This is a genomic window from Aquitalea sp. USM4 (assembly GCF_004328945.1).
GTDB lineage: Bacteria > Pseudomonadota > Gammaproteobacteria > Burkholderiales > Chromobacteriaceae > Aquitalea > Aquitalea pelogenes.
This window is the reverse complement of sequence record NZ_CP029539.1, coordinates 3117033-3143038: the sequence shown is the minus strand read 5'-3', so window position 1 is coordinate 3143038 and position 26006 is coordinate 3117033. Positions and strand designations below refer to the sequence as shown.

Annotated in this window: 24 protein-coding genes; 5 read left to right on the top strand and 19 right to left on the bottom strand. The window is 58.6% G+C overall.

Annotated elements, in window-relative coordinates; all coding sequences use genetic code 11:
- Positions 1-18 precede the first annotated feature (18 nt).
- The gene (locus DKK66_RS14485) at positions 19-1200 is read right to left on the bottom strand and encodes an ABC transporter ATP-binding protein (RefSeq protein WP_131359286.1); all 1182 of its coding nucleotides are present in this window, start codon (positions 1198-1200) and stop codon (positions 19-21) included.
- Between the two features lie 586 nt (positions 1201-1786).
- On the bottom strand, positions 1787-3574 hold the full coding sequence (locus tag DKK66_RS14480; RefSeq protein WP_239689498.1) for a GGDEF domain-containing protein: 1788 nt from the start codon (positions 3572-3574) through the stop codon (positions 1787-1789).
- A gap of 207 nt (positions 3575-3781) precedes the next feature.
- On the opposite strand from DKK66_RS14480, the gene DKK66_RS14475 reads away from it, so the two are divergent.
- From DKK66_RS14475 to astE, 3 genes are all read left to right on the top strand, one after another.
- Positions 3782-4570: an alpha/beta fold hydrolase gene (locus tag DKK66_RS14475; protein WP_045845198.1), complete on the top strand. Its 789-nt coding sequence runs from the start codon at positions 3782-3784 to the stop codon at positions 4568-4570.
- 38 nt (positions 4571-4608) lie between these two features.
- The gene (locus DKK66_RS14470) at positions 4609-5394 is read left to right on the top strand and encodes an enoyl-CoA hydratase-related protein (protein WP_045845199.1); all 786 of its coding nucleotides are present in this window, start codon (positions 4609-4611) and stop codon (positions 5392-5394) included.
- 100 nt (positions 5395-5494) lie between these two features.
- Positions 5495-6502, top strand: a complete 1008-nt coding sequence (astE, locus tag DKK66_RS14465) for a succinylglutamate desuccinylase (RefSeq protein WP_131359284.1) — start codon at positions 5495-5497, stop codon at positions 6500-6502.
- 72 nt (positions 6503-6574) lie between these two features.
- Here the strand turns inward: astE and flgL are convergent, their stop codons facing one another.
- From flgL to DKK66_RS14405, 12 genes are all read right to left on the bottom strand, one after another.
- Positions 6575-7489, bottom strand: a complete 915-nt coding sequence (gene flgL / locus DKK66_RS14460) for a flagellar hook-associated protein FlgL (RefSeq protein WP_131359282.1) — start codon at positions 7487-7489, stop codon at positions 6575-6577.
- Between the two features lie 15 nt (positions 7490-7504).
- On the bottom strand, positions 7505-9304 hold the full coding sequence (gene flgK / locus DKK66_RS14455; protein WP_131359279.1) for a flagellar hook-associated protein FlgK: 1800 nt from the start codon (positions 9302-9304) through the stop codon (positions 7505-7507).
- A gap of 46 nt (positions 9305-9350) precedes the next feature.
- A complete protein-coding gene (gene flgJ, locus DKK66_RS14450) occupies positions 9351-10316 on the bottom strand; it encodes a flagellar assembly peptidoglycan hydrolase FlgJ (protein WP_131359277.1) in 966 nt (321 codons plus the stop codon).
- Between the two features lie 89 nt (positions 10317-10405).
- Positions 10406-11503 carry a flagellar basal body P-ring protein FlgI gene (locus DKK66_RS14445; protein ID WP_131359275.1) on the bottom strand — a complete coding sequence of 366 codons (1098 nt, stop codon included), beginning with the start codon at positions 11501-11503 and terminating at the stop codon, positions 10406-10408.
- A 21-nt stretch (positions 11504-11524) separates the two neighbouring features.
- On the bottom strand, positions 11525-12205 hold the full coding sequence (locus tag DKK66_RS14440) for a flagellar basal body L-ring protein FlgH (protein ID WP_207389788.1): 681 nt from the start codon (positions 12203-12205) through the stop codon (positions 11525-11527).
- A gap of 126 nt (positions 12206-12331) precedes the next feature.
- Complete coding sequence (gene flgG, locus DKK66_RS14435) at positions 12332-13114, bottom strand: flagellar basal-body rod protein FlgG (RefSeq protein ID WP_131359273.1); 783 nt, start codon at positions 13112-13114, stop codon at positions 12332-12334.
- A 51-nt stretch (positions 13115-13165) separates the two neighbouring features.
- The gene (locus tag DKK66_RS14430) at positions 13166-13906 is read right to left on the bottom strand and encodes a flagellar basal body rod protein FlgF (RefSeq protein ID WP_045845205.1); all 741 of its coding nucleotides are present in this window, start codon (positions 13904-13906) and stop codon (positions 13166-13168) included.
- A 39-nt stretch (positions 13907-13945) separates the two neighbouring features.
- A complete protein-coding gene (gene flgE, locus DKK66_RS14425) occupies positions 13946-15184 on the bottom strand; it encodes a flagellar hook protein FlgE (protein ID WP_131359271.1) in 1239 nt (412 codons plus the stop codon).
- 40 nt (positions 15185-15224) lie between these two features.
- Positions 15225-15920, bottom strand: a complete 696-nt coding sequence (locus DKK66_RS14420) for a flagellar hook assembly protein FlgD (RefSeq protein ID WP_131359269.1) — start codon at positions 15918-15920, stop codon at positions 15225-15227.
- Between the two features lie 15 nt (positions 15921-15935).
- On the bottom strand, positions 15936-16346 hold the full coding sequence (gene flgC, locus DKK66_RS14415) for a flagellar basal body rod protein FlgC (RefSeq protein WP_045845208.1): 411 nt from the start codon (positions 16344-16346) through the stop codon (positions 15936-15938).
- A 2-nt stretch (positions 16347-16348) separates the two neighbouring features.
- Complete coding sequence (gene flgB / locus DKK66_RS14410; protein WP_045845336.1) at positions 16349-16759, bottom strand: flagellar basal body rod protein FlgB; 411 nt, start codon at positions 16757-16759, stop codon at positions 16349-16351.
- Between the two features lie 254 nt (positions 16760-17013).
- Positions 17014-17430 carry an OsmC family protein gene (locus tag DKK66_RS14405; protein ID WP_131359267.1) on the bottom strand — a complete coding sequence of 139 codons (417 nt, stop codon included), beginning with the start codon at positions 17428-17430 and terminating at the stop codon, positions 17014-17016.
- A 122-nt stretch (positions 17431-17552) separates the two neighbouring features.
- Here DKK66_RS14405 and tsaD point away from each other — a divergent pair, with 122 nt between their 5' ends.
- Together tsaD and DKK66_RS14395 are read left to right on the top strand one after the other, a co-directional pair.
- Positions 17553-18578: a tRNA (adenosine(37)-N6)-threonylcarbamoyltransferase complex transferase subunit TsaD gene (gene tsaD, locus DKK66_RS14400; RefSeq protein ID WP_045845210.1), complete on the top strand. Its 1026-nt coding sequence runs from the start codon at positions 17553-17555 to the stop codon at positions 18576-18578.
- A gap of 42 nt (positions 18579-18620) precedes the next feature.
- Positions 18621-20534, top strand: a complete 1914-nt coding sequence (locus DKK66_RS14395; RefSeq protein WP_131359265.1) for an ATP-binding cassette domain-containing protein — start codon at positions 18621-18623, stop codon at positions 20532-20534.
- Between the two features lie 364 nt (positions 20535-20898).
- Here the strand turns inward: DKK66_RS14395 and DKK66_RS14390 are convergent, their stop codons facing one another.
- From DKK66_RS14390 to DKK66_RS14370, 5 genes are all read right to left on the bottom strand, one after another.
- Complete coding sequence (locus tag DKK66_RS14390) at positions 20899-22308, bottom strand: FAD-binding oxidoreductase (RefSeq protein WP_131359263.1); 1410 nt, start codon at positions 22306-22308, stop codon at positions 20899-20901.
- A gap of 125 nt (positions 22309-22433) precedes the next feature.
- Positions 22434-23303 carry an acetyl-CoA carboxylase, carboxyltransferase subunit beta gene (accD, locus tag DKK66_RS14385; protein ID WP_045845213.1) on the bottom strand — a complete coding sequence of 290 codons (870 nt, stop codon included), beginning with the start codon at positions 23301-23303 and terminating at the stop codon, positions 22434-22436.
- 83 nt (positions 23304-23386) lie between these two features.
- Positions 23387-24175, bottom strand: coding sequence for a tryptophan synthase subunit alpha (gene trpA / locus DKK66_RS14380; RefSeq protein ID WP_045845214.1), 789 nt, complete (start codon positions 24173-24175; stop codon positions 23387-23389).
- Between the two features lie 18 nt (positions 24176-24193).
- Complete coding sequence (gene trpB / locus DKK66_RS14375) at positions 24194-25396, bottom strand: tryptophan synthase subunit beta (protein WP_045845215.1); 1203 nt, start codon at positions 25394-25396, stop codon at positions 24194-24196.
- Positions 25383-26006, bottom strand: a complete 624-nt coding sequence (locus tag DKK66_RS14370; protein WP_131359261.1) for a phosphoribosylanthranilate isomerase — start codon at positions 26004-26006, stop codon at positions 25383-25385. Before DKK66_RS14370 ends, trpB begins: the two co-directional genes overlap by 14 nt.

Sequence of the window (26006 nt, the reverse complement as noted above, 5' to 3'; positions counted from 1 at the left end):
TTACCTGCTGGATTGACCTTACATGGTCAGGATGACCGGTGCATCGGCACGCCAGCTGACAAATACCGGATCGCCCCAGGTGGGAGCGGTTTCGTCGGCATCGTACCAGCGCGAGGACGGCACAACCGATTTCACTACCTTGCCACTGGCCAGCTTGATGTGGAACACGGAGTAGCTGCCCATGTAGGCAATGTTTTCCACCACGCCGGAGGCCATGTTCGGGCCGGCTGCCACGGTCTTGCGGTCCAGGCGTACGTCTTCCGGACGGACACTGGCCCACACATGCATGCCCTTGGGACCGGTAATGCCGTGGTCGATACGTACCACACCGCCCAGTTCCTGCGAGGTGATTTCCACGCGGTCGGCTTCATCCACAGTCACCGCACCTTCGAACATATTGGTTTCACCAATGAATTCGGCGGTGAAGCGACAGTTGGGGTAGTCGTAGATTTCGGTCGGGGTGCCCACTTGCAGCAGCTTGCCTTCGGACATGATGCCGATGCGGTCTGCCATGGTCATGGCTTCTTCCTGGTCGTGCGTCACCATGATGCAGGTTACGCCCACCTTTTCGATGGTGCTGGCCAGTTCAAGCTGGGTTTGCTGACGCAGTTTCTTGTCCAGTGCGCCCAGCGGTTCGTCCAGCAGCAGCAGCTTCGGACGCTTGGCCAGGCTACGCGCCAGTGCCACACGCTGTTGCTGACCACCGGAGAGTTGATGCGGCTTGCGGTTGGCGTACTTGCGCATCTGCACCAGGTCCAGCATTTCATCCACACGGGCGCTGATTTCCGCCTTGGGCAGCTTGTCCTGTTTCAGGCCAAAGGCAATGTTTTCGGCCACGGTCATGTGGGGGAACAAGGCATAGCTCTGGAACATCATGTTGACCGGGCGCTCGTACGGCGCCAGGCCGATCACATCCTCGCCATCGAGGATGATCTTGCCCGAAGTCGGGTTGTCCATGCCTGCCAGCATGCGCAGCAGGGTGGACTTGCCGCAGCCGGAACTACCCAGCAGCGCGAAAATTTCGTGTTGTCTGATTTCCAGATCAACATGGTCGACAGCAACGTGGTCGCCGAATTTTTTGACCACCCCACTGATTTTCAGATAAGGCTTGTCATTGGCTTGCACTTTCTGAACCTGCTTGGCAGCCTGTGTACCAGCATTTGATTGAACCGGCTTGTTGGCCGCTACAGCATCCGTCATGATTTTGCTCCCTCCTACTATTCCAGCCCAGGCGGCTGATTTCGCGTGTCCGCGACCTGAATAACGGTCAGCTTACAGAAAAGGCAGGTTTGCCACCTTTTCACTCGCACCTAAATCCGCTTTCAAAACAATACCAGTCCCCACCGTGAATGGGCAGTGTCTGGCAAAGAAAAAGCGGGAAAAACGGTCAAACCGGAAACGATACCTTCATGGGGGGGCCTACTGAAGCGGGCGTAGCCTGTATTGCCGTGATGAACGGCAATGCGTGCTGCGACAAAATTCATGCTGGCTCCTCCCCTACTCTCCCGAACGATCTGGTCAGCACTGTGCATTGATCACAAATGGGCTTAAACATCCCGTCATGTCATGCCAGCATTACTGCCCAAAGCAGTCTATACGCTGCTCTTTTGCTGGAGAGAAGCCTAGCTTACGTTTAATAAATTTGACAAGCCTCAAAACGAAACTTGATCAAAAGTGAGCGAGCAATGTGGCTTTCAGGCCTCACAGTGCTGCATTTGGGAAAAAAAACCAGAATAGGGACTTCACATTTGATACAAAACAGGCTTTCCGGGCCGGCATGTTTAATTCATCGAACAAGTCCACCGGCAGGATGCGCCAGGCGTCGCTCGACAAACAGGCTGCTGCCCGGCTGCTTCTTGGCCTGCTTCTTGGCCTCCGCCGTGGCAGCACCGACTTCGTAATGCGTGGGAAACTGGCCCGGCGCTACCCTGACCACGCCCACCGACAGGGACGTCAGCGGAAAATGCATCTGCTCGCCATTACGGCCCGGCATGTCAAAACCACCACTGGCCAGATGCACGGGGTCAAACATGCCTCGCACTGCCGCGTCGAATTGCTGCAACATCTGCTCCAGCCGTGGCCGCCAGTCTGGCGATTGCAGCAGCAAGGCAAAATCGTCCCCGCCGACATGACCGACAAAGTCACGGTCGGCATCCACGCAATCCACCAGCAGCCGGGCCAACAGGCAGATCATCTCGTCTCCTGCCGCATAGCCGTACAGATCATTGAAGGGTTTGAAATTGTCCAGGTCGGCATAGGCCACCACAAAAGGCAGCTGCGCTTCCAGCAAGCGGTCTATCGCTTCGGACAAGGGGACATTACCGGGCAAGCCGGTAAGCGGGTTGGCATAACGTGCAGCGGAAATCTGCAATTCGGTCATTTTGCGCATCAGGGCAAAGCCGGTCCCCATGCCCAGATACTGCCCGTTTTCGGTAATGATGAAGCCATCCACCAGATAACGCTGCTCGGATGCCACCACCAGCGTGGACAAATCATGCACATTCAAATCGGCATTCACGATCAAGGGCTGCTTGTCCATCATCGTGGTGCAGGGCTTCTTGCCGTAGAGTTCGCGATTGAATGGCCGGGCAAAGCTTTCCAGCAGGTGATGACGCCGCAGCAGGCCAACCGGCACGCCATCCTTTACCACCGGGATGGCAAAACGTGCCGGATCGCGGTCGAACAGGCGATAGGCCGCCTCATTGGGCACATCCGGCGTCAGGCAGGGCACTTCCTGCAACAAATCCCGCGCCGTGGCCTGCATTTGCCAGGGCATGCGGTTGCGACCGCCCTCCCACACCACGCCGTTGACGTGAATCTGCAAATCGAGCGCCGGCACCGCACTGGGCCGCGCCAGCAGATAGCCCTGCCCATAGCGCACGCCCAGCCTTTGCAAGGTGCGCAGCTCGGCCTGGGTTTCAATGCCTTCGGCCACCAGCATGGCGCCGGACTGGCGGGCAATGTCCACCATGGAGCGGACAAATTGCTCTTTCAGCGGGTCCAGATGCAGTTGCTGGACAAAGTGTTTGTCCAGTTTGACAAAGTCCGGCCGCAGCTCGGACCACAGCCTCAGATTGGAAAAGCCTTCGCCAAGGTCATCCAGCGCAATGCGAAAGCCGTTGTCGCGGTAATGCGTGGTGGCAAGGCGCAAACTGTCGTAGCACGCGGCAGGCGTGGTTTCGGTGACCTCAATGATGATGCGCTCGGCCGACAGACCGATTTTCTGCAGGAAGGCCAGCGTTTCACCCTGACGATGTTCGGGCGCCAGCAAGGTGGCCGGACAGATATTCAGGAACAACAAACCGGACAGTCCCAGTTCGACAAAACGTTCCATGGTGACCTGGCGGCAGCTTCGATCCAGCATCACTGTCAGCTGGCAGCGTTCGGCCTGGTCGAACAGGCTGACCGGCGAGTGCAGCGGGCTGTTGGACGGCCCGCGGATCAGGCCCTCGTAACCCAGCACCCCACCGGTGGTGAGATCGACAATCGGCTGGAATACCGGCTGCAGGCGTCGCTCGCTGATGATTTCTTCCAGTTCGTGACAGCGCGAAGCCAGCTGGGCCAGTTCGGTCACTTCCCTTTGCGGCGTACAGTCCATAGCGATGGTTTGATTATCCGGCCAATGTACAAACCGGTACTTTAAACCGTACAAATGACAATCTCTTTACCTGGCCACGGGTAAATCTCAACAAAACGGCCGCTTGCTGGCTCTCCATCAGCAATGCGGCCTAGAATGACAGAAACGACCATCCGCGCAAGCCATCAACCGCAGGAGCCTTCCATGCCCCACCTCGCACTCGGCAGCCACTCGGTTTTTTATGAAATCAGCGGTCATGGCCAGCAGGATTTGCTGCTGTTCAACGGCATCACCATGTCCACACCGGCCTGGGGCCTGATGATGCCGGCACTGGAAAGCCAGTATCGCGTAATCCGCTTCGACTTTCTGGGCCAGGGGCAAACCGACAAGCCTGTCGCCGAGAAATACACGCTGGCAGAGCAGGCGGACCTGGCTGCCGCCCTGCTGGATGCCTTGCAGCTGTCGCAGGTCTTTCTGGTGGGGCTGTCCTATGGCGGCATGGTGGCCCAGCACTTTGCCCACCGGCACGGCCAGCGCGTGCGCAAGCTGTTGCTGGCCTCAACCCTGGCCTGGTCGGATGAGGCCAACAACCGCATCAGCCAGAGCTGGATAGAATGCAACCAGGCAGGCGGGCTGGATTTGCGTTACAGCGCCAGCATACCCTGGCTGTTTTCCAGCCGTTTTCTCACCGCCAACGCGGCCATGCTGGAGGACATGAAAACCCTGGCCGGCATGGTGGACTGGGACGCAGTCATCCGCCTGATCAACGGCGTGAAGGAGCATGATGCCCGCAACTGGCTGCCACAACTGCAGATTCCCTGTCACATCCTGCTAGGTGCGGAAGACCGGCTCACCCCGCTGTATCAGGCAGAAATCTTGCAGCAACGCATTCCACATGCCACGCTGGAACAAATTCCGCACGCTGCGCATGTCCTGCATATCGAAGCGGCAGAAGCCTTCAGCCGCAGCATCATCCGCTTCTGCCAGCCCTGACGGGGCCAACAGTCAAACAACAACAAAGGAGAACCCCCATGGAAGAGGCCGTACTGCTCAAGGTAAGCCCGCAAGGCATTGCCACCATCAGCCTGAATCGTGGCGAATTGCACAATGCGCTGGATGACAAGATGGTGGACTTGCTGACCGCCACCCTGGAAACACTGGCTGAAGACGACAGCGTTCGTGTTGTGGTACTGACTGGCGAGGGCATCAGTTTCTCGGCAGGCCATGACAGCGCCTGGCTACGACGCCTGACCGAATTTGATGAAAGCCAGCAAAGACGGGATGCCCAGCGTCTGTCCCGTTTGCTGGAAACGCTGGACCACCTGCCCAAGCCCACCATTGCACGGGTACAAGGCTCGGCCTTTGGCATCGGTGCGGCACTGGTTGCCTGCTGCGATGTTTCCATCAGCGTATCCGAAGCCTTGTTCTGCTTCTCCGACGTGAAGCTGGGCATCATTCCGGCACTGGCAGCGCCCTACATCATGCGTGCCATCGGCCCGCGTGCCGCGCGCCGCTACTTTGTCACGGCAGAACGCATCAACGCAGGCAAGGCACGTCGCCTGGGACTGATTCACCAGACGGTGGAAAACGATGAACTTGATGACGCGGTGGAGCATATGTGCCGCCAACTGCTGCTGAACGGCCCGCACGCCATGGTGGCAGCCAAGCAGTTGATCCGCGACATCGAACACCGCGACATTGCCCCCGCTGTCATCGACCTGACCATAGACCGCATGGTGGCCTTGCGGCGCAGCGATGAGGGACAGGAAGGCGTCAGGGCATTCCTGGAAATGCGCAAACCCGGCTGGATAGACTGAATTGCCCAGAAACGGCATGCCCGTTCATCAGCGCGGCATGCCGGCTGCACGCCGGGCGGAAATGGTTACAATCAGATATCGTTTCTTGCCTGGACTGCCGATGACCACTCAGCCATCCCGTTTTCTGCAACACGTGCTGCAAGCCAACACAACCACCCTGCCGGAATGGCAACTGGCCGCTGGCGTGACTGCGCGCTGGCATGCCGCCAATGTGGTGGAACTATTCCCAGCAGGCCAGCACAGCAAGCCCGCATTCATTCTGTTGTCCTGCGGCATCCACGGCAATGAAACCGCACCCATCGAAGTAATCGACGCCATGCTGGCCGATATTGCCAGCGGCACCCTGCCCTTGCACCACCGGCTGCTGGTGGCATTTGGCAATCCAAAAGCCATGCAGCAGGGCGAGCGCTATCTGGATTACGACCTCAATCGTCTGTTCAATGGCGCCCACCAGCAGCAGCCTGACGCGCAGGAGGCCGCTTGTGCCGCCTTGCTGGAACAAGAAGCCGGCCGTTTCTTTGCCCAGGCTCCGTCCCATGCACTGCGCCTGCATTACGACCTGCACACCGCCATCCGTGGTTCGGTATATGAGAAGTTTGCCATCTACCCCTTCCTGCACCAGCGCGCGCATGATCCGGCCCAACTTGCCTGGCTGAAACATTGCGGCATCGAGGCGGTACTGCTGCACAGCAAACCGGCCAACACCTTCAGCTATTACACCAGCCACGCGTATCAGGCACATGCCTTCACCCTGGAACTGGGCAAGGCCCGCCCGTTTGGCCATAACGATCTGTCCCGCTTTGCCGGTATCGACCAGGCCCTGCGCCAGTTGGTGAGTGATACCACGCCGCCGCTGGCTGACTATCAGCCGGGTGACTATCCGCTGTTCCGGGCCAAGTACGACCTGATCAAACACAGCGAGGCCTTCCGCCTGCACCTGGATGCGCAGGTGGAAAATTTCACGGCCCTGCCTGATGGTTTCCTGATTGCCGAAGATGGTGCAGAACGCTATGTCGCTGATGGCGGGGCGGAACGCATCCTGTTCCCCAACCCCGGCGTCAAACCCGGCCTGCGGGCAGGCATCGTGGTGGAACCTGCCACCCTGTAACAGCCCGGCAGAACCATTAAAAACGGCTACCTTGTGGTAGCCGTTCTGGTTTTGTGCTGCCTGAGGCCGGGCTCAGGACATGTAGTTGAACAGGGACAGGCTGGTCACCTTGTTGTACACCAGCTGACTGTACTTGAGCGAAGTCTGGGTCTGGGTAAAGCTGGTGATGGCACTGGGCATGTCCAGATCCTGCAAGTCACTGATGCCACTCTTGTACTGCAAACCCAGCTGGGTACCCATGTCCTGAACGTTCTGGTTTTCCTGACGCCGCGCACCAATCGACGCAATATTGGTGGCCAGGTTTTTCTGCGCTGTATCCAGTGCAGAAATAATATTACCCATGTCGGTACTGTAAGTAGATGGCTTGGGGTTCTGCGCCAGCAGGTCATTGAGCGACTTGAGCGCATCAAACACTGCCGTCGGGCTCGTTGCATTGCCAAAGATATTGCTGCCCGCATCGGAAATCTGCATGCTGCGCGAGGCACTGATGGGGACATTGCGCTGACCGGTGTCCCCCTGATAAGTCGCAGCGTATGTTGCATCCAGCACAAAGGGCGGCGTATCCACCTTGTTGCCACTGAACAGGTAGTTGCCCTTGCCGTCGGTAGCATTGGCGTAACCGGTCATTTCGGAAATGCCCTCCTGCACCTGCTTCTGAATCATCAGCAACTGGTCGGACGACAGGACGGTGTTACCCGCCTGGATGGCGGAAGCTTTCAGACTGGTCAGCAAGTTTGATGCATTGGTCAGCTGCGACTCGGCCAGCGACAAGGTGGACTCCACCGCCTTGGTGTTGGTGATGAACTGGGTATTCATCCCGTCAGACTGGTTCAACTGCAGGATGCGTGCAGCAGCAACCGGATCATCGGCCGGGGTGACCACACGCTTCTGCGTATCGAGCTGGGATTGCAAGGACTGCAACTGCGACTGCAGCGATTGCATGTCGTAGGTGCCGGTCAGGTAGGAAGTAGCGGTACTGATTCTCATGATTCAACCCTCGCCTCAGCCACCCATTTGCAGGATTTGCTGGAATAGTGTCTGTGCAATCTGGAGAACCTTGCCAGATGCCTGATATGCCTGTTGGTACTTGATCAGGTCGGCGGCTTCCTGATCCATATTCACGCCGCTGACATTGGAGCGGGAAGTCGTGGCCTGTTGCAGCAAGGTGGTCTGCGACGACGATGCCAGTTTCACCGTATTGGTGGCATTCCCCACAAAGCTGACGGTGGTCGAATAGTAAGTCTGGAAAGACTGCAAGCCGGTATTGGTGCCATTCTTGTTATCGTCAACAATCTTGCGGGTCTGCAAACCCATCATCTCGCCCAGGTTGTTACCGTTACCGCTGACTGCCGTGCCGGTGGGCACCGGAGAGACATTGATGGTCATGCCGGCCTTCATCTGGCCGGACAGCTGGAACTTGATACCCAGGTCGTTGGCAGGCGTGGCATTGTCCACCAGCTTGTAACCGTTGGATACCGTCGGGTCCGGCACTACGTTGAAGGTCTGACCGTTGTCCGGGCCACCGGTCAGCGTGGCAGTAATGCTGGTTGCAGTGGTGGCATTGATGGTCATGCCGGTCAGGCCGGTAACCGGGTGCGTCGATACCGAAGGCGGCGACGATGTGCTGGCCCAGCCATACGTACCGGGCATGCTGGCCCACACGCCGGACAGCGTGACGCCGGTACCGGACGGGGTGATGCCACCACTGCCCAGTTGCAAAGAAGACGAGGCAGCCAGCTTGGTAGGATCGGACAACAGCAACTGCATATTGGCCACTGCATCCTGCGGATGCGAGGCGTAACTGGTCATGTCGGCAAAGATCAATCCGCCTTGATTGCCGGACAAATCACGTCCCAGCTGGTTCTGGTAATTCATGGCCGTGGTGAAATCGATGGCCAGCGTGCCCAGCTTCTGCTGGGTAGACAACAAAGTACCGTCACGGAAATCCAGATAACCCGCCAGCTGACCACCCGCCAGGGCGGTACTGGGCACCACGGTATTGGTGCCATTCGGGTTGGGATAGGTAACCTGCACGTTCAGGGGGTTGGTGGGGTCGTTCTGTGTTCCCAGCTTGGTGACATTATTGCCCATCACCAGCGCCTGGCCATTACCGATGAACACGCTGTAGGTACCATCCGATTGCGGCACGGCCTTGGCGCTGACCAGTTTGTTCAGCTGCTCCATGGCCTGGTCGCGCTGATCCATCAGGTCGTTCGGCTGTTGCTGGGTATTGGCGGCAGCGGCAGCAGCAATCTGATTGTTCAGGTCGGCAATATTTTGTGCCAGTGCATTGATACTGTTTACCGTACTGGTAATTTGCGAATTGGCTCCGGCCTGCATTTGCGACAGGTTGTTGCCAATGGCGGTGAAATTGGAAACCAGCGCCTGCGACATATTGACCACAGTCTGCCGGCTGGGCACCGAGGACGGGTCTTGCGACAGGGTTTGCAGACTGCTGTAAAAGCTCTGGAAAGAATTGCTCAGGCCAACTGTGGGATCAGACAACAGGTTGTTGATCTGGTTGAGCTGGGAGAGCTGGCTGGAATAATAATTACTGCCAGCCTGGGCAGTGAGCACCTGGGTATCAAGATACTTGTCGTAGATGCGGCTGATGCCGGTAATGTCCACGCCCTGACCCAGGTAGCCGAAGCCTTCCTGTTGCGGCATGCGCGCAGCCTGACTCATCACCTGGCGGTTATATCCGGGCGTATTGCCATTGGCAATGTTCTGGCCAACAACAGACAGGGCGGTTTGTGCCGCATTCAGGCCACTGACGCCAATGGAAAATATATTTGAGCCCATTTTTTCCTCTCTGCTGTTATATCGACTGCAACTGCTTAAACTTTAATCAGGACCGGACCGACTGCTGCGCCAGCGTGGCGGCAACATCCACCAGCTTGCGCGCATAGCGCGGATCGGTGGCGTAACCACCGTTTTGCAAACCTTGCGCGAAACCGGCCACATTACGGCCCTGGTTGAGCACAGCCTGGTAACGTGGCGACTCTTTGAGCATGCGCGCATAGTCGCTGAATGCATCGGCATAGGAATCGTAGGAGCGGAAGCTGTCCACCCGTTTCTGCGGCACACCATTGACGTATTCAGTGGTAGTAATGCTAGTGGACTTGCCTTGCCAGTCTCCAGTCGCCTTGATACCAAACAGGTTATGCGAGTTGCTGCCATCGGCATTGCGAATGGCGCGCTTGCCCCAGCCGCTTTCCAATGCGGCATGGGCCACCACAAACTCCGGCGCCACACCCAGTTGCGCTGCAGCTTGCCGCGCATGCGGCAACAAGCCCTGTACAAAGCTCTTGCTGTCACCGCCTGCCGTAACCGTTGTCGCCGGTGTTGTCGTACTGCTGCTGGCAGTGGCCGCCTCGGCCTGTGCTGCCTGATAGGCCTTCAAGGCAGAGGACTGGCTGAAGCGGCTAACCAGCACCGGACCGGATGAAGCAGGCCGTAACTGTGTGGCATCCGCGCCGGGGTCAAGACCTTGCTGCTTGGCAATCTGCTGGTAAACCAGGTTGGCAATGCCCATCCCTCCGGCTTTGCTGAGCGACTGCACCAGTTGCTGGTCCAGCATGCCGCGGTAGGTGTCCATGTCGGAATCCTGCTCGTCATCAAACTTGGTCTGACGCATGGTCTTGAGCATGGTCCCCATCAACAGGGCTTCAAACTGCGACGCGGCTTCCTTGGCAGCACCTTGCGGGTCCTTGGCCATACGCGCACGCAGGCCGGACATCTGGGTCGGGTCTACCGCCAGTTGCTGGTTCTGTGCATCTGCTGCCGTATAGCTAGGGGAAAACTGCGTCGTCATGTCTCGCTCCTTGCCGCTCACATAGCAAGAAGCGGGCCAACGAAAAAGGCCCCGCTTGCGGGGCCTTTTGCCAGCATGAAATCAGGTGCTCAGATGATCTGCAAATCAGCCTTCAGCGAGCCTGCAGCCTTCATCGCCTGCAAAATGGAAATGAGATCTTGCGGGGTGGCACCAAGCGCATTCAATGCCGATACCACCTGGTTAAGATTGGCGCTCTTGGCTACTTTCAGCACCTTGCCGCCATCGCTGGTGACGCTGACGTTGGCCTGATTGGTGGCCACGGTCTGACCACCGGACAGGGCTGGTGGCTGGCTGACCTGCGGGTTGTTGCTGATGGTGACTGTCAGGTTACCGTGGGCAATTGCACATGGCTCCAGCTGCACCGCCTGGTTCATCACAATGGAGCCGGTACGGGCATTGATAATAACCAGAGGGGAAACTTCTGCCGGGTCTACGGCAAGATTTTCCATCCGCGACAGAAACTGCACGCGCTGGTTGGAATCAAACGGCGCACGCACTTCCACCAGTCCACCATCCACCGCACGGGCAGTGCCACTGCCAAACGCCTTGTTGATGGCCTGCACCACGCGATTGGCCATGGTGAAATTGGCTTCCTGCAATTCCAGGTTGATGAATTCGCCATTACCCAGCGCGGTAGGCACTTCACGCTCCACCGTAGCACCACCGGCAATACGCCCTACGCTCAGTTGATTCACCTGCGCCTTGCTGCCACCGGCGGAGGCTCCCGCGCCGCCAACCAGTACATTACCCTGGGCCATACCGTAAATCTGGCCATCCGCACCCTTGAGCGGAGACAGCAGCAAGGTGCCGCCACGCAGGCTCTTGGCATCACCGATGGACGACACTGTCACGTCCAGCGCCTGGCCTTTGCGGGCAAATGGCGGCAGCGTGGCGGTCAGGCTGACTGCCGCTACGTTTTTGGGGTCAACCTTGGTTCCGGGCGGAATCTGCACGCCCAGCTGGGTGAGCATATTGGACAGCGACTGGCCAGTAAACGGTGAGGACGTCACCTTGTCACCACTACCGTCCAGACCCACCACCAGGCCGTAACCCAGCAATTGGTTGGAACGCACGCCGGCGATGTTGGTGATGTCTTTCAGCCGTTCGGCCGCCAGCACTTGCGCCCCCAGCATCAGGCAAGTCAGTGCAAGCAGGAATTTTTTCATGATGTCATCCAGTCCTGGCCATCAAATGGGAATGATGCTGAGGAAAAACTTGGCCAGCCAACCCGGCTCATTATACAGGCGGTTATTGCCCTTGGTTTCCTGCTCGATGCGGGCATCTGCCACCTTGAGTGAAGATACCGAACGATCCGCGGCGATATCCCGCGGATTGACCACACCGGAGAGGCGGATGGATTCGGTATCGCCATTGATTCGCACCACTTTTTCACCACTGACAATGAGGTTGCCATTGGACAGCACTTCGATCACCGTCACGGTAATCGAGCTGACAAAGGTAGTGGCTACCTGATTGGTACCCTTGCCGGTATTGCTGGCCGAACCGCTGCCATTAAGCGATGCCCCCAGTCCCTTAGTGAGGCTGCCGGGAATAAAGGGCAGCTGCATGCCACTGGAAAGGGTATCCGACAAGGCAGAAGAACGGGTGGCCGTGGTCTGTTCCGACTGCGAGGTGGACGACTTTTCCTGGATGTTGATGGTGAGGGTATCACCCACCAGCGCCGGCATCTTGTCCTCGAACATGGCGCGATAGCTACCCGACTGGAAGATGGAACCGTTGGCAGGCAGGGTAGCAGCCTGAGGTTGCGGCCGCGCAGTCATTGGCAGGGTCACCAGCGGGGGCTCCTGAGCTGCACACCCGGCCAGTACGGCCACCAGGACCAGCGTCATCCATTTCAGCATGTTCATATCGCCCTCCTCTTGCATGGCACCTGTTTCATTACGCCATGCCTGCCCTTTGATTGCACAAGCACCTGCATCAGGACGTTGTTGGTCGCGCACTTTCTGCGTGACGGTCAACGTCCTTGTTCAAACTTACATCTGCGTCAGTTTCTGCAGCATCTGGTCGGCCGTGGTAATGGCCTTGGAATTCATTTCGAAAGAGCGCTGTGCGGTAATCATGTTGACCAGCTCTTCCGTCACATTCACATTGGAACCTTCCAGGAAACCCTGCATCACCACCCCGCGGCTGTCGGTACCCGGGTCGCCATCCTGCGGGTCGCCGGACGAAGCACTTTGCAGATACAGGTTATTGCCCACACTCTCCAGACCTTGCGGATTGATGAAGGTAGTCAGCTGGATGGTGCCGGCCGTTTGCGGAGACGGGTTATTGGGCAGGAAATACTGCACCACCCCGGCATTGGATACCGTGATCTGGGTAGCCGTGCTGGGGATGTTGATATTGGGGTTCAGCTGATAGCCGTCAGAGGTGACGATGTCACCACTGGAATTGCGCTTGAATTCGCCATCACGGGTATAGGCCGTGGTGCCATCCGGACGCAGGATGCGGAAGAAGCCGTCACCGGTAATGGCCCAGTCCAGCGGCTGGCTGCTTTGCGTCATGTTGCCCTGGGTAAAGTTCTTGGCGGTAGCAACGGCAGTGGCACCGGTACCCACTTGCAGGCCGGTAGGCGTGGTGCTGCCATCGGCCAGCTGGGCGCCCGGCTGACGCAGGGTCTGGTAGTAAAGGTCTTCGAACACAGCGCGCCCGCGCTTGAAACCGACGGTATTGACGTTGGCCAGGTTGTTGGAGATTACATCCAGATTGAACTGGCTGGAGTCCATCCCGGTTTTGGCAACATAAAGCGCACGCATCATGGCGGTGTTTCCTCAGTATTCTTGTTGGTATTCGGTTTGGCGTAATGCAGATCAGCCCATGGCCAGCAACTGGGTGGCTTTCTGATCGTTCTGATCAGCGTTCTGCATCAGCTTGATATTCATGTCGTACTGGCGACCGTGGGAGATCATCTGCACCAGGCTTTCCACCGCATTGACATTACTGGCTTCCAGCGTTTCCGGTACCAGCTTGACATTGGTATCGGCGGTGGCGGTGTCGCCATTATTCATGCGGAACAAGCCGTCCGGCCCCTTGTACACTTCCTTGGCACCGGGGTTGACCAGCTTGATCTGGCCCAGCAGCTGCGGGGTACGGTCCTTGCCGTTTTGCGGTACGCCGACCACCGAACCATCCTGTCCCAGCTGTACCTGGTAGCCGGTAGGAATGGTAATCGGGCCGCCATCACCAGTGATGGGCAGGCCACTGCGGGTACGCATCATGCCGTTGGCGTCCAGCACATAACCACCGTCGCGGGTATAGGCCTCACTGCCATCGGCAGCCTGTACGGCAAAGAAACCGGGAGAGCCCAGGGCAAAATCGCTGGGGCTGCCGGTATGCATCAGGCTGCCCTGACTCATGTCGTGGCCAATGGTGTTGTCCACCACATAGGTGCGGGTGGGCGCACCAGGCCCCACCACCGGCAAGGCACGGAATGATGCCAGATCGGCCTTGAAGGCATTGGTATGGGCATTGGACAGATTATTGGCCGTGGTTGCCTGCTGCAAATCAACATGTTTGGCACCGGTCATGGCCAGGTACAGCATCTTATCCATTGAATCCCCGCTTCTTCAGGCTGTGGTGATTGTGATCAGTTACAGGTTGATGATGGTCTGCATCAAGGTGTCTTCGGTCTTGATGGTCTGGGCATTGGCCTGGTAGAAGCGCTGCGCCGTGATCATGTTGACCAGTTCCGCCGTCAGGTCGACGTTAGAATCTTCCAGCGCCTGCGACTGCACGGTGCCGGCATTGCCGGAACCCGGCGCATTGTAGGCCGGCACGCCGGATTGCAAGGTTTGCTGCCAGCGGTTGCCGCCTTCATTCTGCAGGCCTTGCGAGTTGGTGAAGGTAGCCAGTGCCACCTGCCCGATGATCTTGTTCTGACCATTGGAGAAGCTGGCCATGATATTGCCGTGGGTGTCGATGTTCATGCTGCTCAGGGTACCTGGCGCATAGCCATCCACGGTTTCGGTCGGCGTACCGGAAGCCTGGGCCACCTGGGTGGAGCCTGTGTAGTCAATGCTCAGGGTAACTGGCGAAGACGAACCGTTCACCGGGGTGGGGCTGAAGGTAACGCTGAACGGCGTGGTGTTGGTCAGATTACCCGACGTGTCGTAATTCATGGTGTAGGTATTGGGCGTGGTAGCCGGGTTGCCGTCCACATAAGCCGTTACCGTCCATGGCGTGCCACTGGTGGTAGCCGTGCCCTTGACGTAGTACAGGGTCAGGTTGTGCTGATTACCCAGACTGTCGTATACCTGTGCGGCATTGGACCAGTTGAAGGTGTTGGTATTGGTGGGGTCCAGCGGGGTGACTGTCGGGGTAGTCAGCCGCGAATCCACATTGACACCCATGGTGACCTTGGTGGTTGCTGCCGGGGAAATCAGGTTGGTTTGCAGTTTCAGGTCGGTCACCGGGCCCTGGGTCACCACGCCGTTATTGGCCATCCAGCCTTGCAGGCGGTCGTTACCATTAACGATGTAGCCATCCTTGTCCACCTGAAACTGGCCGTTACGGGTGTAAGCCAGCGAGCCGGTAGAGGAGGTAGGGTTCTGCCGTACGATGAAAAAGCCATTATTGTTGATGGCCAGATCCAGGCTTCGACCGGTAGGCGTAATGTTGCCGGCACTGAAGGACTGGGTTACCGCACTTACCTGCGAGCCGATACCGGCACTGGTACTGGCCACACCGTAAAAGCTGGTGGAGAACAGATCGCTGAACTCGGTACGCGAGCTCTTGAAACCCACCGTGCTGGCATTGGATACGTTATTGCCAATGGTATCCAGCTGCGAGGACGCCGAATTCAGACCACTCAGACCTTGTTGAAAACCCATGGTACTACTCCCCGAAACCTGATTACGCTAATGAACGGATTTAAGACAGCTGGGCGACGTTGGCAAGGCCAACGCTGGTGCCATCCTTCATGATCAACTGCGGCGAACCGCTGGCCCAGCTCACTGCAGTCACCGCCTGATTGGCATAAGGCGTGGCCGTGACGGGGGTGCTGCTGGCGCTGGTCGCCTGGGCAGAGAAGGTGTATTTACCGGTAGGCAGCTGATTGCCATTGGCATCCTTGCCATCCCAATTGAAGGAATTCAGGCCAGTGCTGGGGCTCTTCACCGTGAGGGTATCCACCACCGTGCCATTGGCATCCTTGATGCTGACGGTGTAATCGGTTGCCGCGCCACTCAGATTGACCGCCCCTTGCACCGAACTGCCGCTGGTAAGGTCGAGCGCATTGCCCGGTACCAGCGCCTGCTTGCCAATCATGGTGGCAGCCATCAGCGACTGGTTGGCGGCCTGCGACTGCACCAGGCTTTGCATGGCGGTGTTGAGGGTCTGCATGCCGGACACCTGGCTGATCTGCGCCATCTGGCTGGTGATCTGGCTGTTGTCCATCGGATTCATCGGATCCTGCGCCTGCAACTGGGTCACCAGCAATTTCAGGAAGCGGTCCTGAATGCCCTGGGCACTGGTATCGGTATTGGCATTGGTCGAGCTGGTGCCGCTACTGGAATTGCCGTTCAGCACTGCATACGGATTGGACGAGGAATTAACCGAGCTGGTCATGGCATGGGCCTTTCATCACTGACCCAGCTGCAGGGTTTTCTGCAGCAAGGTCTTGGCGGTATTCATCATTTCCACATTGGTCTGATACGAGCGCGAAGCGGAAATCATGTCGGACATTTCCTCGACCGGATTGACATTGGGCATGTTCACATAGCCCTTTTCGTCCGCCAGAGGATTACTGGGGTCATACTTCAGACGCGGCGGCGTCTGGTCTTCCACAATCGAAGTCACCCGCACCCCCGCCACTTGCGGCTGGGAGGCACTGACCGGCAAGGCCGTAAACACCACATGACGGCCCTTGTAAGGCTGACCGGTGGAGCTGGTGGCACTTTCCGCGTTGGCGATATTGCTGGCCACCACGTTAAGCCGCATCGACTGGGCGGTCAGCGCGGAACCGGAAATGGCAAAAATATTGGCAAGAGACATGCTTACTGGCCTCCACCGGTAATGGCGCTGTTCAGCGTGGAAATGCGCTTGCTCAGGAAAGTCAGCGTGGACTGGTACTGCAGCGCGTTATCGGCAAATGCGGCACGCTCCACGTCCATGTCCACGGTGTTACCGTCCAGGCTTTGCTGAACCGCATTGCGATACTGCACGGCAGGCTTGCCGGCGGCACCTGCGGCATCGCCCGGCAAGTGACGCGCATCGGTCACATTCATGGCCAGCTTGTTCTGGCTGCCCTGTGCCGATTGCAAGGCCTGCTTGAAATCAAAATCCACTGCCTTGTAATTGGGGGTGTCGGCATTGGCAATATTGCTGGCAATGACTTCCTGGCGGTATGCGCGCAAATTGAGCGCCCGCTGCTGAAAATCGAATTCCTTGCCAATCTTGTCCAACATGACCATGCCTCCCTGAATGTGCACTCTCATTAGCAGGAATCATGCCAGCCAGATCCAAAACCGTAGATGCCTGATTTTATTGACTGGAAGCCTTGTAGAGCTCCACATGAGGACGGCACAAGCCCGGACAGGCGGCAAGTTTTGCCGCCACGTCTTCGCTACTGCCGCCAGCGGCAAAAACAAGACCGCCGCTACCTGATGGCAGCGGCGGTCTGGAGTTACCGAACCGGGCACCGGGGCACCGGGAGCAGGCATCAGCCCTCTCGCACCTCGAAGTCGTGGGTGATATCAGCAGTCTTGCCCAGCATGATGGAAGCCGAGCAGTATTTTTCTGCCGACAGCTTGATGGCACGTTCCACCACTTCGGGCTTCAGCTCACGCCCGGTCACCACAAAGTGGAAATGAATCTTGGTGAACACTTTGGGTTCGGTATCGGCCCGCTCGGCTTCCATTTCCACCCAGCAGTCGGTCACTTGCTGGCGCGACTTTTTCAGGATGGAAATCACGTCATAACTGGTACAGCCAGCCGTACCCAGCAACAGCAGTTCCATCGGCCGCGGGCCCAGATTCCGGCCACCACCTTCCGGCGCGCCGTCCATCACCACCGCATGGCCACTGCCGCTTTCGCCCATGAAACACACGCCATCCACCCATTTGAGTCTTGCTTTCACTACCAGTCCCTTCCTGTTTTGTTGCGCGCAGGTGCGCCTGATTGGCACAGACTATCATTCCGGATTTGGGCAGACAAAGATTAGCCGGTAAAATGGAAAGATTGCCCCGTTATAAAGCCATCATGCTGGTACTTGGAATCGAATCATCGTGCGACGAAACCGGCGTTGCACTGTACGACCTCACGGCGGGCCTGGTTGCCCACCAACTGCATACACAAATGGCAATGCACGCCGAATACGGTGGCGTGGTGCCAGAACTTGCCAGCCGCGACCATATCCGCCGCGTCATCCCGCTCACCGAAGCCTGCCTGGCCGACGCTGGCAAAACCCTGGCCGATGTGGATGCCATTGCCTACACCCAGGGCCCCGGTCTTGGTGGTGCGCTGATGGTGGGAGCCAGCGTGGCCAATGCGCTGGCTTTCGGCCTGAACATTCCGGTGATCGGCGTGCATCATCTGGAAGGCCATTTGCTGTCGCCGCTGCTGGCCGACCCGCGTCCGGACTTTCCCTTCATTGCCTTGCTGGTTTCCGGCGGGCACACCCAGCTGATGGCGGTACATGGCATCGGCCAGTATGAAGTACTGGGCGAAACACTGGACGATGCCGCAGGTGAAGCCTTCGACAAGACGGCAAAGCTGCTGGGTCTGCCCTACCCCGGCGGCCCGCTGCTGTCACGCCTGGCCGAGGAAGGCGACCCGAACCGTTTCAATCTGCCGCGCCCCATGCTGCACAGCGACAACCTGGACATGAGTTTCTCCGGCCTGAAAACTGCCGTGCTGACGCTCAGCAAGCAGGTTGAAGCCGAACACGGCCAGATTGACGAGCAAACCCGCAAGGACATTTGCCGCGCCTTTCAGGAAGCCATTGTCGAAGTGCTGGTCAGCAAATCGCTCAAGGCGCTGAAACAGAGCGGCATGAAAAAGCTGGTGGTGGCTGGCGGTGTCGGTGCCAACAAGCAGTTGCGTGCCGCGCTGGATCAGGCCGCCAGCCGCCGCAAGCTGGAGGTGTACTACCCGCCACTGGCACTGTGCACCGACAACGGCGCGATGATTGCCTTTGCCGGCGCCATGCGCCTGCGCCATGCCACTGCACCGGGCAGCTACTCCATCAAACCACGCTGGGACCTGTCCACCCTTCCCGCTGCTTAATATCCCGTCGGCACGGCGCGCTGTGCCGCACAGAAACCAGACATGATCCAATTGAAAAACCTCAGCCTGCGTCGCGGGCTGAAAGACTTGCTGATCGACGCCAGCCTCACCCTCAACCCCGGTTACAAGACCGGCCTGGTCGGGGCCAACGGCGTGGGCAAGTCCAGCCTGTTTGCCCTGCTCAAGGGCGAATTGCATGCTGATGCCGGCGATGCCGACATTCCCAAGCAATGGGTGATGGCACACGTGGCACAGGAAACCCCGGCGCTGGACACTGCTGCCATCGACTATGTGCTGGATGGCGATCAGGAATTGCGCCAGCTGGAAGCTGAGCTGGCCGCCGCCGAAGCGCGTGATGACGGCAGTGCCATTGGTCATCTGCATGGCGAACTGGCACGCATTGAAGCCTATTCCGCCCCGGCCCGTGCCGCCAAGCTGCTGACCGGCCTGGGCTTTGCCGTGGAAGCACACCGTAACCCGGTGAAGAGCTTCTCCGGCGGCTGGCGCATGCGGCTGAACCTGGCCCAGGCACTGATGTGCCGCTCCGACCTGCTGCTGCTGGACGAACCCACCAACCACCTGGATCTGGAAACCGTACTGTGGCTGGAAGACTGGCTGCAAAGCTATCCGGGCACCTTGCTGATCATCTCGCACGACCGCGACTTCCTGGACAGCATTTGCAGCCATATTGCCGAAGTGGCCAACCAGACCCTGACGCTCTACACCGGCAATTACAGCCAGTTTGAAACCATGCGGGCGGAAAAACTGGCGCGTCAGCAGGGCGAATATGACAAGCAGCAACGCCAGATCGCCCATCTGGAATCCTTCATCACCCGTTTCAAGGCCAAGGCCAGCAAGGCAAGGCAGGCGCAAAGCCGGGTGAAGGCGCTGGAAAAGCTGGAGCGCATTGCCCCGGCCCACGTCGCCTCGCCATTTGATTTCCACTTCGACAGCCCGGACAACCTGCCCAACCCGCTGCTGCGGCTGGACAAGGTGGATATCGGCTATGGCAGCACCACCATCCTGCGCGGGCTGTCGCTGTCGGTGGAAGCCGGCAGCCGCATCGGCCTCTTGGGGGTGAACGGTGCCGGTAAATCCACCCTGGTAAAACTGCTGGCGGGCGACCTGCCGCAGCAGGCGGGCGAGGTGATCAAGGCACAAACACTGAAGATTGGCTATTTCGCCCAGCATCAGCTGGAAACCCTGCGTGAAGACGAATCGCCGTTGCAGCACATGCAGCGGCTGGCACCGACGGTGCGCGAGCTGGAACTGCGCAGCTTTCTGGGCGGTTTCAACTTCCGCGGCGACAGCGCCACCGATCTGGTCGGCCCGATGTCCGGTGGCGAAAAAGCCCGTCTGGCACTGGCAATGATCGTCTGGCAAAAGCCCAATCTCCTGCTGCTGGACGAACCCACCAACCACCTGGACCTGGAAATGCGCCATGCACTGACACTGGCCTTGCAGGATTTCTCCGGCGCGCTGATTGTGGTATCGCACGACCGCAGCCTGCTGGAATCCACTACCGACTTGTTCTGGCTGGTGAGCGACGGCACGGTCAAGCCGTTTGATGGCGATCTGGAAGATTACCGTCAGTGGCGTCTGGCCCAGCTGGCAGAAGGCAACAAACCGTCCAGTGGCGACGCCCAGTCGGTCAACCGCAAGGAGCAGAAGCGCCAGGAAGCCGAAGCCCGCCAGAAACTGGCCCAGTTGAAAAAGCCCCTGCTGAGCAAACTGGCCAAGCTGGAAAAACAGCTGGAGCAACTGAGCAGCGAAAAAAACCAGCTGGATGCCTTCATGTCCGCTGAAGATGCCTACAGCGATGCCAACAAGGGCAAGCTGGCCGAAGCCGTCAAGCGACTGGGCGTGGTCAGCAGCGAACTGGCGCAGGTGGAGGAAGACTGGATGCTGTTGCAAGAAGAGCTGGAAGCGCTGGAGAGCAGCGCCCAGGCCGACTGAAACCATTGACTGCCAAGGGTTGTGGCCACGCCACCACGGCCACAACCTTGCAGCTGGCTGCAATTATCCACAGCAATCAGCGGATAACTCTGTGGATAAGTACTGAACAAATAAAAAAAGTCTTTTGCCATGAGCCACTTGCTGGCGCTGCCTAGAAAAAAGGCAGATCAGCAAGATTCAATGCCTAATTAGACGAGTCTGCAAACAAGGCAAGCCAGGATATTGAAAAATTCGGCTAAGTCATTGTTTTTAATTAATTATATATAATTTATATGAGAAATTTAATTGCATTAATTATAATTAAAATTCCATAAGCATAACAACTTCATTGCCACAACTTTTCCACATCAACTTCACTGCCAGCTCATGCATCCGGGCCTGCCTGCTGCAACAGCTTGCCAGGATTCATGATGCCGTTCGGATCAAAAACTGCTTTCACACCGCGCATCAGGGCGATATCCGCTGCCGAACGTGTTACGCCCAGATAATCGCGCTTGAGCAAGCCCACGCCATGCTCGGCCGACATACTGCCGGCAAACTCCGCCACCAGCGCAAACACCTGCTCATTGACCTGCTCACAGGCATGGCGGAAATCCGCCAGCGCCCAACTGGCCGGTTTCAACACATTGATGTGCAGGTTGCCATCGCCGATATGGCCGTACCACAACACCTCGAAGTCCGGGTAATCGCGGGCCAGCACGCCTTGCAAGCGCGCCACGAACTCCGGCAGCTGGCTCAGTACCACCGAGATGTCATTCTTGTACGGCGTATAAGGCGTGATGGCGGCGCTGATGCCCTCCCGCAAGCGCCACAAGGCCCTGGCCTGCTGCTGTGACTGGGCAATGAGGCCATCACACACCCAGCCCTGCTCCAGGCAAGCAGAAAATACCTGCAAGACAGCTTCTTCCTGCGACTGGGTAGGCGTTTCCAGCTCCAGCAACACATAAAATGGCTGCCGCTCTGCCAGCGGCGCTGCCGACTGCTCGGCAGCCAGCACGTGGGTCAGCGCCAGATCAGAAAAGAATTCGAAAGCCTGCAGCGTGAGTGCGCTGCGAAAGGCGTGAAACACCGCCATGATGTCCGCCAGCCCGGGCAAGGCCAGCAACAGCACCGTGGAGGACGGCGGCGGGTCGGTCAGGCGCATGGTGGCAGCCACCACCAGCCCCAGCGTGCCTTCCGACCCGACAAACAGATGGCGGAAGTCGTAGCCGGTATTGTTCTTGGCAAGGCCCAGATTGCACTCCAGCACGTCGCCGCTACCGGTCACCACGGTAAGGCCAGCCACCCAGTCACGGGTCATGCCATAGCGCACCACCCGGATACCGCCTGCATTGGTCGCGATATTGCCGCCAATCTGGCTGGAACCACTGGAAGCAAAGTCCACCGGATAATAAAGACCGTGGTCGGCGGCAAACTGCTGCAAGGCGGCAGTGACTACCCCGGCCTGGCAGCGCACGGTGCGCGCCAGCGGGTCAAAACCGTCCATCCGGCTCATGCGCTCCAGTGACACCACTACCTCGCCCTGCACGGCAACCGCACCGCCAGACAGGCCGGTACGGCCGCCAGAGGGGACAATACCCACTCCCTGCGCATTGGCCCAGCGCACCACGGCCTGCACTTCGTCGATACTCACCGGAAACACGATGGCAGCCGCCTGCGGCGTGGTGTAGCGCGTCCAGTCCTGGCCATAGCGCGCACACGTTTCTGCATCAAGGTGAATACGATCGGCAGGCAGGATGTCCTGCAAGCTGGTCAACTGGGCGGCGGTAAGCACGGCGAGGCTTTCTGATAAGGGGAACAGGCATGGTCATGCCGGAGTTGGGCTCCAGCCTAGCACAAGCAGCAGGCATGAAAAAAGCCGCTCCCAATGGAAGCGGCTTGTGGCTTGCTGGCCGGAAATCAGGCGACAGCAGGCTGCTTTTGCAGCATGGCCACCAGTTCGGCAATCTTGCGCTTGAGTTCGCGACGATCAACGATCATGTCGATGGCACCCTTTTCCAGCAGGAATTCGGAACGCTGGAAGCCTTCCGGCAGGGTTTCACGCACGGTCTGTTCGATCACGCGCGGGCCGGCAAAGCCGATCAGCGCGCCCGGCTCGCCAATCACCACATCGCCCAGGAAGGCAAAGGAGGCGGACACACCACCCATGGTGGGATCGGTCAGAACCGAAATGAAAGGCAGCTGGTCATCGGTCAGCAGTTGCAGCGCGGCACTGGTCTTGGCCATCTGCATCAGTGAGTTCAGGCCTTCCTGCATGCGCGCACCGCCGGATGCCGCCACGCAGATGAACGGGGCCTTGGCTTCGATGGCGGCTTGTACGCCACGCACGAAGCGCTCACCCACCACCGAACCCATGGAGCCGCCAATAAAACGGAACTCAAAGGCTGCCACCACGGCCGGCATGGAGTGGATGCTGCCTTGCATCACCACCAGCGCATCGTCTTCGCCTGTGCTGTTTTGCGCGGCTGCCAGGCGATCGGGATAGCGTTTGCCATCCTTGAACTTCAGAATGTCCACCGGTTTGACTTCGGCACCGATTTCACGGCGGCCTTCGTCATCCAGCAGCATGTCCAGCCGCTGACGGGCATTCAGCGGATGGTGATGATTACATTTCGGACAAACCTGCAGATTGCTCTCCAGGTCGGTGTAATACAGTACGGCTTCACATGCCGGGCACTTGCTCCACAGCCCCTCCGGTACCGCTGAAGGCTTGTCGGCGCGGGAATCGCGCTTGATCTTCGGCGGCAGGAGCTTGTTCAACCAGCTCATGCTGACTCCTTGCTCAACACAACCCGGCCAGACCAGCCGGGTTGTCAGTAAAACGGGGTGGTGTCACCCCGTTTGCGTGTTCCTTAAAGAATGGCAGCTTTCAATTCCGCTACCAGACCGGTCAACCGCTCTTTGGCAGTTTGTTCTGTAGCCGCCTCGATTTCCTGCACCAGTCGGCTCCCCACCACCACGGCATCGGCCGTCACGGAGATGGCCTTGGCTGTGGCGGCATCGCGAATGCCGAAGCCAACGCCGATGGGAACCTGAATATGTGCTCTAAGGGCGGCAATTTTACGCGCTACATCGTCAATGTCCAGATTTCCTGCACCGGTGACGCCTTTGAGCGACACATAATAGACATAACCACGTGCGTGACGGGCGATTTCGCGCACCCGTGCCTCTGGCGTGGTAGGGGCAATCAGGAATACCGGGTCGAGGTCTGCCGCGATCAGCGCGGCAGACAGATCTGCCGCTTCTTCCGGCGGGCAATCCACGGTCAGCACACCATCCACCCCTGCCTCACGTGCCGCTGCGGCAAACGCCGCATAGCCCATGACGAATACCGGGTTGAGATAACCCATCAGTACGACTGGCGTGGTGGTGTTGGTTTTGCGGAATTCCGCCACCATGGCCAGCACATCGCGCAAGCCAACCTTGTGCACCAGTGCGCGTTCCGATGCGCGCTGAATCACCGGGCCGTCAGCCATCGGGTCGGAAAACGGCACGCCCAGTTCGATGATGTCGGCACCACCATCCACCAGACCGTGCATCAGCTCGACGGTGCGGGACGGATGCGGATCACCGGCGGTAATGAAGGGAATCAGCGCCTTCTTGCCCTGCAGGGCAGCAAAACATGCAGCAATACGTGACATAAGCCTTCCTTCGCCTTGTTACAGCGTGATACCGGCCAGGCCGGCCACGGTATTGATGTCCTTGTCGCCACGGCCGGACAGGTTGACCAGAATCACCTTGTCCTTGCCCATGGTGGGCGCAACCTTGGCAGCCCAGGCCAGCGCGTGGCTGGACTCCAGCGCCGGAATGATGCCTTCCAGATGGCAGCAGTCATGGAAGGCAGCCAGGGCTTCCTTGTCGTCGATGGCAACGTATTCGGCGCGGCCGATGTCCTTGAGATAGCTGTGTTCAGGACCGACACCAGGGTAATCCAGACCGGCAGATACCGAATGGGTTTCCACCACCTGGCCGTTGGCATCCTGCATCAGATAGCTCTTGGCACCGTGCAGCACGCCCACGCCAGCACCACCGGACAAGGGGGCGGCATGCATGCCGCTGTCAATGCCGTGACCACCGGCTTCCACACCCACCATGCGCACACCGTCCACATTGATGTAGGGGTAGAACATGCCGATGGCGTTGGAGCCGCCACCCACACAAGCGACCACCACGTCGGGCTGACGACCGGTCAACTCCGGCATCTGCTCTTTGGATTCTTCGCCGATCACCGACAGGAAGTCACGCACCATCATCGGGTAAGGATGCGGGCCGGCTGCGGTCCCCAGAATGTAGAAGGTGCTGTCGACATTGGTCACCCAGTCGCGCATGGCTTCGTTCAATGCGTCCTTCAGGGTTTTGGAACCGGACTCCACCGGCACCACGGTGGCACCGAGCAGCTTCATGCGGAAGACATTGGGCGACTGGCGCTTGATATCTTCCGAGCCCATGTAGACAAAGCATTCCATGCCATAACGTGCCGCCACGGTAGCAGTGGCCACGCCATGCTGGCCGGCACCGGTTTCGGCAATCACGCGCTTCTTGCCCATGCGGCGTGCCAGCAGGGCCTGACCGATGGCATTGCTGATCTTGTGTGCACCGGTGTGGTTGAGGTCTTCACGCTTGAAGAAAATCTGCGCACCGCCCAGTTGTTCCGACCAGCGTTTGGCGTGGTAGATGGGGCTGGGACGGCCCACATAGTGTTTCAGCTCCTGGCGAAACTCTTCCCAGAAGGTGGGGTCGGCCTTGACGCGCTCGTATTCGTTCTTGAGCTCGTCCAGTGCCGCCATCAAGGTTTCGGCAACATAGACGCCACCATACGGGCCGAAATGGCCTTTTGCATCCGGAAGATCATACCGCTCCATGCCTTGCTCCTGATATGAACGCTGCCATTCTGGCAGCATCTTTGATTCCCTTGGCTGCTTCCACTCCGCTGGAAACATCCACCGCCGCCGGCCGCACTGCGGCCACGGCTTGTCCGATATTGTTGTCATCCAGCCCGCCGGACAAAATCAACGGCAGGGGCAGATTGTCCGGCAGCAAGGTCCAGTCAAACATGGTACCGGTGCCACCATGTGCGCCTTCGACAAAGGCGTCGGTGAGTAGTCCGCGCGCATCCGGGTATTGGGCTGCCGCGGCGCTCAGGTCGAGGCCTGGCTTTACCCGTACTGCCTTGAGATAAGGCCGCTGGAAAGAACGACAGAACTCAGCGCTTTCTTCACCATGAAACTGCAGGATGTCGATGCTGCAGGCGCCCAGCACTTCTTCCACCCAGCTGCGTTCCGGGTTGACGAACAGGGCCACCACGCTGACAAAGGGCGGCAGGGCGGCAATTACCGCCTGCGCCTGGGCGATGCTGACATTGCGCGGGCTTTTCGGATAAAACACCAGGCCGATGGCATCGGCACCCAGGCGGGCGGCTTCGACACCATCTTGCGGGCGGGTAATACCGCAAATCTTGATTCTGACTGTCAC

Coding starts and splice junctions, on each gene's coding strand:
- DKK66_RS14485 (WP_131359286.1), bottom strand. CDS start 1,200: ATGACGGATGCTGTAGCGGCCAACAAGCCGGTTCAATCAAATGCTGGT.
- DKK66_RS14475 (WP_045845198.1), top strand. CDS start 3,782: ATGCCCCACCTCGCACTCGGCAGCCACTCGGTTTTTTATGAAATCAGC.
- DKK66_RS14470 (WP_045845199.1), top strand. CDS start 4,609: ATGGAAGAGGCCGTACTGCTCAAGGTAAGCCCGCAAGGCATTGCCACC.
- astE (WP_131359284.1), top strand. CDS start 5,495: ATGACCACTCAGCCATCCCGTTTTCTGCAACACGTGCTGCAAGCCAAC.
- flgL (WP_131359282.1), bottom strand. CDS start 7,489: ATGAGAATCAGTACCGCTACTTCCTACCTGACCGGCACCTACGACATG.
- flgK (WP_131359279.1), bottom strand. CDS start 9,304: ATGGGCTCAAATATATTTTCCATTGGCGTCAGTGGCCTGAATGCGGCA.
- flgJ (WP_131359277.1), bottom strand. CDS start 10,316: ATGACGACGCAGTTTTCCCCTAGCTATACGGCAGCAGATGCACAGAAC.
- DKK66_RS14445 (WP_131359275.1), bottom strand. CDS start 11,503: ATGAAAAAATTCCTGCTTGCACTGACTTGCCTGATGCTGGGGGCGCAA.
- DKK66_RS14440 (WP_207389788.1), bottom strand. CDS start 12,205: ATGAACATGCTGAAATGGATGACGCTGGTCCTGGTGGCCGTACTGGCC.
- flgG (WP_131359273.1), bottom strand. CDS start 13,114: ATGATGCGTGCGCTTTATGTTGCCAAAACCGGGATGGACTCCAGCCAG.
- DKK66_RS14430 (WP_045845205.1), bottom strand. CDS start 13,906: ATGGATAAGATGCTGTACCTGGCCATGACCGGTGCCAAACATGTTGAT.
- flgE (WP_131359271.1), bottom strand. CDS start 15,184: ATGGGTTTTCAACAAGGTCTGAGTGGTCTGAATTCGGCGTCCTCGCAG.
- DKK66_RS14420 (WP_131359269.1), bottom strand. CDS start 15,920: ATGACCAGCTCGGTTAATTCCTCGTCCAATCCGTATGCAGTGCTGAAC.
- flgC (WP_045845208.1), bottom strand. CDS start 16,346: ATGTCTCTTGCCAATATTTTTGCCATTTCCGGTTCCGCGCTGACCGCC.
- flgB (WP_045845336.1), bottom strand. CDS start 16,759: ATGTTGGACAAGATTGGCAAGGAATTCGATTTTCAGCAGCGGGCGCTC.
- tsaD (WP_045845210.1), top strand. CDS start 17,553: ATGCTGGTACTTGGAATCGAATCATCGTGCGACGAAACCGGCGTTGCA.
- DKK66_RS14395 (WP_131359265.1), top strand. CDS start 18,621: ATGATCCAATTGAAAAACCTCAGCCTGCGTCGCGGGCTGAAAGACTTG.
- accD (WP_045845213.1), bottom strand. CDS start 23,303: ATGAGCTGGTTGAACAAGCTCCTGCCGCCGAAGATCAAGCGCGATTCC.
- trpA (WP_045845214.1), bottom strand. CDS start 24,175: ATGTCACGTATTGCTGCATGTTTTGCTGCCCTGCAGGGCAAGAAGGCG.
- trpB (WP_045845215.1), bottom strand. CDS start 25,396: ATGGAGCGGTATGATCTTCCGGATGCAAAAGGCCATTTCGGCCCGTAT.